Below are 5,680 nucleotides of genomic sequence, written 5' to 3'. Positions count from 1 at the left end.
GTCTCCAGAAATACGCGGGGACCGGTAAAGCCGCCGCCGCCGACGAACAACACTCGGTCGATGTCGTCGGAGAAGAGAAACGGGGCGTGGAAGTACGACGTGTAGTCGAAGACGTGTCCGGTCGGGTCGTCGAGGTCCATCGCGCTGTGGGGCTGGCCGTCGAGGTAGAGCGTTCGAACGCCGTCGGCGTCCGAGACGCGAAGCTCCTGATAGGCGGTCTGTGTGTGGTAGACGGTGGTGCCGCGGGAGTCGAGTCCGATACCGCCGGTCGTCGCGGCGACGAGCAGGATAATGACGATGCCGACGCTCCAGACAGCCTCTTCCTGTCCGATGTTAGGCCGAGCAAGCGCGAGCGCCGTGCCAACCGACAGGAGGCCAAACACCAGTCCGATGTCGGTGACGCTCAGCGACGGGATGAGCAGATAGGTCGTGGCGAACGCACCGAGAATGCTCCCGACGGTACCGACGGCGTAGACGTGCCCCGACGCGGCACCGACCTCCGACTGACCGGAGAGTTCCGCGGCGTAGGGACTGACGTATCCGAGAAGGTAGGTCGGTGGGCCGAAGAGGAGCGTGACCGCCGGCAACGACGCGAATCGACTGGGAAGCGGAAGACTGGCCGTCGACTGTAAGAACAGGTCGCCGAGGAAAATGACGCCAGCGATGTAGGCCGCCGTCGCGACGAACACGCGCACGAGTGTTTCGTTCGACGCCTGTGTGGCCTGCTTCCCGCCGCGGTAGTAGCCCAGACTCAACGCGGCGAGGAAGACGCCGATGATGCTCCCCCACGTGTAGATGCTGCTCCCGAACTCGGGAGCGACCATCCGTCCGGCGAGAATCTCCAGTCCCATGCTGGTGACGCCGGAGACGAACACCGCGAGTTCGGGCCGCGTCACCCGAAGCGAGGGGAATTCAGGCGTCGAATTCATGACAGTAACCTTGGACTCACGGACGTATTAATTGCCTCCCGCGGCCAAACGCATCACCCACGGCTGAACGGTTGCGAGCGAGTGCGACGAGGTTGCACGCCGATACACCGAGGCGACTGAACTATTTATCCGAAGACGGAGCCAGCACCTCCATGTCGTCGCTCGTCGCCGCCTCGGACCTCGCCCGTGCCGCCTACTGCCCACGACAACTCTATTACGCCCGCCGCGACGAAGACCGAGGACCGCCGCCGCGAGTCAACGAAATCCGCGCTCTCGCATTCGAGTACCCGAAGCACCTCGCCGCCAACGACGACGAACTCGCGCACTATCCGCTCGCTGTGCCGCCAGACGAGTACCGCGAGAATCTACGTCGGCTCCGCGAACGGGACGACTGGAATGCGCTTTCGTCACCCATCGACCGAGACGTACTCCTCACGGGGAAAGACTGCCGAGGCGTCGCGCACAAACTCGGCGGCGACCCGGTCGTGCCATCCCTCATTTCGCCCGGTGAGCCACCGGAACGCGGGGTGTGGGAACCGCAGCGGGTCAGAGCCGTCGCGCTTGCGAAGGCGCTCTCGTGGGAGCGCGAAACGTTGGTGTCGCGGGCGTTGGTCGAATATCCGACCGTCGGCGTCGTCAGAACCGTCCGACTCACGACGGGGAACAAGGCCGCGTATCGACGGGCGCTCCAAATCGCTCGCGAACTCGATTTCGTCCCGCCGCGATTGCGGGATTCATCGAAGTGCGACGAATGCGCCTATCGAGAGCAGTGTGGAGTGAAAACGCGGTCGTTACGGTCGCGTCTGGGCTGGTAGTTACGCTTCGGGTTCCGAATCAGCGTGCGTTTCGAGCCACGCCTCGATCTCATGCGCCATCGCCCCGCGACGGTGAATGATTCCACGGCCGGGGTCGACGACGGTGCTCTCGGTGCCGGGTGTGGTTCCGCCGTCGAGGACGAACGCGACGGCCTCGCGGATTTCGTCGGAAAGTTGCGACGGGTTGGTGATGCTGCCCGTTCCGGAGCGGTTCGCGCTGGTGGCGGTTACGGGTGTTCCGGCCTGCTCGAAGAAGTCGAGTGCGAGGTCGTGGTCGGGCACACGAACGCCGACGCGGTCGCGGCCGGAGACGAGCACGTCTGGGAGACTGTCGCGGCGCTCGACGACGACAGTCACCGGACCGGGGAGGAACCGACGCATGAAGGCCACCTCGCGGTCGTCGACGACGACGTATTCGAGCGCGGCGTCAACGTCCGGAAAGCCAGCTGAGAGCGGTTTGTCCCGGTCGCGTCCCTTGATGTCGAAGACGCGTTCGATGGCGTCCGGGTTCGTCGCATCCGCCCCCATCCCGTAAACCGTCTCGGTCGGGTAGACGACCGCCTCGCCACGGCGAATGGCGTCGGCAGCCTGTTTCACGTCGTCGTCACTCATGTATGAGTAAAGGCGAGAGCGGCGAAAAAGCGTGACGAAACCGGGCTACAAAGTCGAAGCGGCGGCCAGCCGATTGTGGGTTCGGAACAGAGCGGTTGCGACTACTGGCCGAAACGGCGGCGAGTTGCGACTACTGGCCGAAACGGCGGCGAGTTGCGGCTACAGGTCCGAAACGGCGTCGGCAACCTCGTCGTAGTCCGGGAAGTCGGGCCACTGGTCTGCGACCCACGCGTACTGGACTGTTCGCTCCTCATCGAGGAGGAAGAGAGCAGGTCGGTGTTCGGTGATGCCGTCCATCCCGTCGAGGTCGTTTTCGATGCCGTACTCGGTGGCAATTCCGGCGGCCGGGTCGGAGAAGAATCGGGCGTCAACCTCGCGCTCTTTGAGGAACGTCTTGTGCTCGTAGGGCGACGAAATGGAGACGCCGACCGCTTGGACCGCTTCAGGAACGTCGCGGTCGCGAAGGTTATTCCAGATGTACGTCGAGGGGAACGCGCCGTCCATCGTGTGGAAGACGAGAAGAACCGGGCCGTCGTCGGTCACGTCCGACAGGGACGCGTTCTCCCAGTACTCGTCGTTGACGAGCGGACGCGTGAAATCAGGTGCTGTGTCACCGACCGCGGGCGCGTCGTGGTCGGGGAGGTCGACGATATCGAAGTCGAACATCACGCGGCCTCCTCGTAGGTGTTTTCGAGGTATTCGACGATATTCGCCGACTCGGACATCGTAACGCCGGTGTTCTCGTCGACGATGGCCGGGACGGTTCGCTTCCCCGAGATGCGCTTGACCACGTCGCGGTCGGAGTGCATGGCTTCGACGAACCGCGACTGGTAGTCGAGACCTTTGTCGTCGAGAACGCGAACGACGCGCTCGCAGAACGGGCACGCCTGCAACCGATACAGCGTAATCGCCGGTTGGTCGTCGGACATGGACGCCCGTTAGAAAGAGCGTCGCCTAAGCCCTTCGCTCGTGGGTATCGCCGGCGCAATGGCGGATGGTGTAGCCTCTCGATTAGCCCGGAGAAGGAGCGAGCTAACTCGATATGAACGGGTGAACAACTGCCGATATCCGTGAGTGAACTACTGCGAACCAAGCGAGTGAACAACCGTCGATACCGATAGACGATAATCCGAGGGCAACTCTTAATTCCGGTGCCGCGCAAGACTGTATAGTTACATGGGCTTGCCGCCGCTACTACCACTTCCAGCTACGTTACTCGCGGCCGCACAGGTCTCGGACCTCCCCGTTGGCGACAATACAATCACCGCACTCGGGGTGGCCGCGATTATCGTACTCATCGGACTCTCGGCATTCTTTTCCTCCTCCGAGATTGCGATGTTCTCGCTGGCGAAACACCGCGTCGACTCGATGGTCGAGGACGGAGTCCCCGGCGCAGATCGGGTGAAAGCGCTCAAGGACGACCCTCACCGCCTCCTCGTGACCATCCTGGTCGGAAACAACATCGCCAACATCGCGATGTCCTCCATCTCGACCGGGCTGCTCGTCTTTGTCGGGTTCCAACAGGGAGAGGCCGTTGCCATCGCAACATTCGGTATTACGGCCATCGTCCTGTTGTTCGGCGAGAGTGCTCCGAAATCCTACGCGGTCGAGAACACCGAGTCCTGGTCCCTCCGCATTGCGCGCCCGCTGAAGTACGCAGAGCTACTGTTACTTCCGCTCGTCGTCTTCTTCGACTACCTGACGCGAGTCATCAACAAGATTACCGGCGGACAGACCGCCATCGAGACGACGTACGTCACCCGCGACGAGATTCAGAATCTCATCGAGACGGGCGAGCGCGAGGGTGTCATCGAAGAGGAAGAACGCGAGATGCTCGACCGCATCTTCCGCTTTAACTCGACGATTGCCAAGGAGGTCATGACGCCGCGTCTCGATATGACCGCCGTCCCGAAGGACGCGACCATCGACGAGGCCATCGAGACCTGTGTACAGGCCGACCACGAGCGAGTGCCCGTCTACGACGGTAATCTCGACAACATCATCGGTATCGCCAACATCCGAAACCTCGTCCGCGAGCAGTATTATGGTGAACGTGGCGTGACCATCGCCGATATCGTCTCGCCGACCCTCCACGTCCCCGAATCGAAGAACGTCGACGAACTCATGGCGGAGATGCAGGACACCCGGATGCAGATGGTCATCGTCATCGACGAGTTCGGGACCACTGAGGGACTTATCACGCTCGAAGACATGGTCGAGGAAATCGTCGGCGACATCCTCGAAGGCGACGAGGAAGAGCCGTTCGAGGAGGTCGACGAGAACACGGTCCTCGTCCGTGGTGAGGTCAACATCGACGAAGTCAACGAGATACTCGATATCGACCTTCCGGAAGGCGAAGAGTTCGAGACGCTCGCAGGTTTCATCTTCAACCGCGCCGGCCGCCTCGTCGAAGAGGGCGAAGAGATCACCTACGACAACATCGTCATCCGCATCGAACAGGTCGACAACACGCGCATCATGAAAGCGCGCATCCAAACTAACGTCGGCGTCGAGGACGCGGAAAACGACGGCGATGTGGACGACGAAGAAGCGGAAGTCGAACCCGACACGTAGGCGGGTCGAACGGGTTCTTTTCGGCTATGCTATCCGAGGAGCGGAAACGAGAGAAGCACCAGCGCCAGCGACACCAATACGAAAACGGCCAGTCCGAAAGAGCGACGAACACCACACGGAAGTCCCCCTCACACGGGGAATACAATCGAGACGAGCGTAAAGATGCCGTAGCCGAGGCCGAACGCGAGGAGCAAGGACCCAATCCACGCGAGGACGGTGTAGAGCATTTTCCGCCCTGAGACGCCAGAACCGCCAGCGGCGTAGCCGGAACCGATGATGGCGCTGACGATTATCTCGTTGAACGAGACGGGAACGCCGAGTGCGACGGCCGTCTGCGCGATTGCGAACGAGGGAATCATCGCCGCGATAGAGCGGCGCGGTCCGAGTGAGGAGTAGTCCTGCGCGAGCGCCTTTATCATGCGCGGCGCGCCGGTCCAGGACCCTGCAAGGAGCCCGAGTCCGCCACCGACGAGAAGCGCGGGGAGCGGAACAGTCACCGCATCGAGGAGCGGGACCAGCGGACCGATTGCGAGACCGACCTGACTCCCGCCGGCGGAGAACGCGACGAGACCGCCGAGAGCGAGGAGAAACCGACGTTGTCCCCGAGCCTGGTTGGTCGATATCCAGCGACCGACGATTGCGGCCGCGACGAGACCGACGGACAGCGACGCAACGACGAACCACACTGTTTCGCCGATGCCGACGACGCCGGTCAGTTCGAGAGCGGCCACGCGCGCGACTGACGCGGAC

At 62.5% G+C, this 5,680-nt stretch carries 7 protein-coding genes; 2 read left to right on the top strand and 5 right to left on the bottom strand.

What is annotated here, in order from left to right; all coding sequences use genetic code 11:
• On the bottom strand, window positions 1–929 hold a 929-nt coding region (locus QT222_RS07575), incomplete at its 3' end, for a spermidine synthase (protein ID WP_491476809.1).
• Between the two features lie 152 nt (window positions 930–1,081).
• Here QT222_RS07575 and QT222_RS07570 point away from each other — a divergent pair.
• Window positions 1,082–1,744 (top strand): CRISPR-associated protein Cas4, encoded by a 663-nt coding sequence (locus tag QT222_RS07570; protein WP_491476808.1) that lies wholly within the window; start codon window positions 1,082–1,084, stop codon window positions 1,742–1,744.
• Here the strand turns inward: QT222_RS07570 and QT222_RS07565 are convergent, their stop codons facing one another.
• The 3 genes from QT222_RS07565 to QT222_RS07555 all read right to left on the bottom strand — a co-directional run bounded on the left by QT222_RS07565 (window position 1,745) and on the right by QT222_RS07555 (window position 3,285).
• Window positions 1,745–2,356 carry an L-threonylcarbamoyladenylate synthase gene (locus tag QT222_RS07565; protein WP_491476807.1) on the bottom strand — a complete coding sequence of 204 codons (612 nt, stop codon included), beginning with the start codon at window positions 2,354–2,356 and terminating at the stop codon, window positions 1,745–1,747. It abuts the gene before it with no gap.
• Window positions 2,357–2,515: 159 nt separating this feature from the next.
• Window positions 2,516–3,022, bottom strand: a complete 507-nt coding sequence (locus QT222_RS07560) for a redoxin domain-containing protein (RefSeq protein WP_491476806.1) — start codon at window positions 3,020–3,022, stop codon at window positions 2,516–2,518.
• Window positions 3,022–3,285 carry a glutaredoxin family protein gene (locus QT222_RS07555; protein ID WP_004058320.1) on the bottom strand — a complete coding sequence of 88 codons (264 nt, stop codon included), beginning with the start codon at window positions 3,283–3,285 and terminating at the stop codon, window positions 3,022–3,024. Before QT222_RS07555 ends, QT222_RS07560 begins: the two co-directional genes overlap by 1 nt.
• 247 nt (window positions 3,286–3,532) lie before the next feature.
• On the opposite strand from QT222_RS07555, the gene QT222_RS07550 reads away from it, so the two are divergent.
• The gene (locus tag QT222_RS07550; protein WP_004058321.1) at window positions 3,533–4,930 is read left to right on the top strand and encodes a hemolysin family protein; all 1,398 of its coding nucleotides are present in this window, start codon (window positions 3,533–3,535) and stop codon (window positions 4,928–4,930) included.
• 128 nt (window positions 4,931–5,058) lie between these two features.
• Here QT222_RS07550 and QT222_RS07545 read toward each other — a convergent pair.
• Window positions 5,059–5,680, bottom strand: a 622-nt coding sequence (locus QT222_RS07545; protein ID WP_491476805.1) for an inorganic phosphate transporter, incomplete at its 5' end; no start/stop codon positions are given.

It is taken from the genome of Haloferax sp. s1 (genome assembly GCF_058382125.1).
The sequence above is the reverse complement of the archived record's forward strand: the minus strand, read 5'-3'. Positions and strand labels throughout refer to the sequence as shown.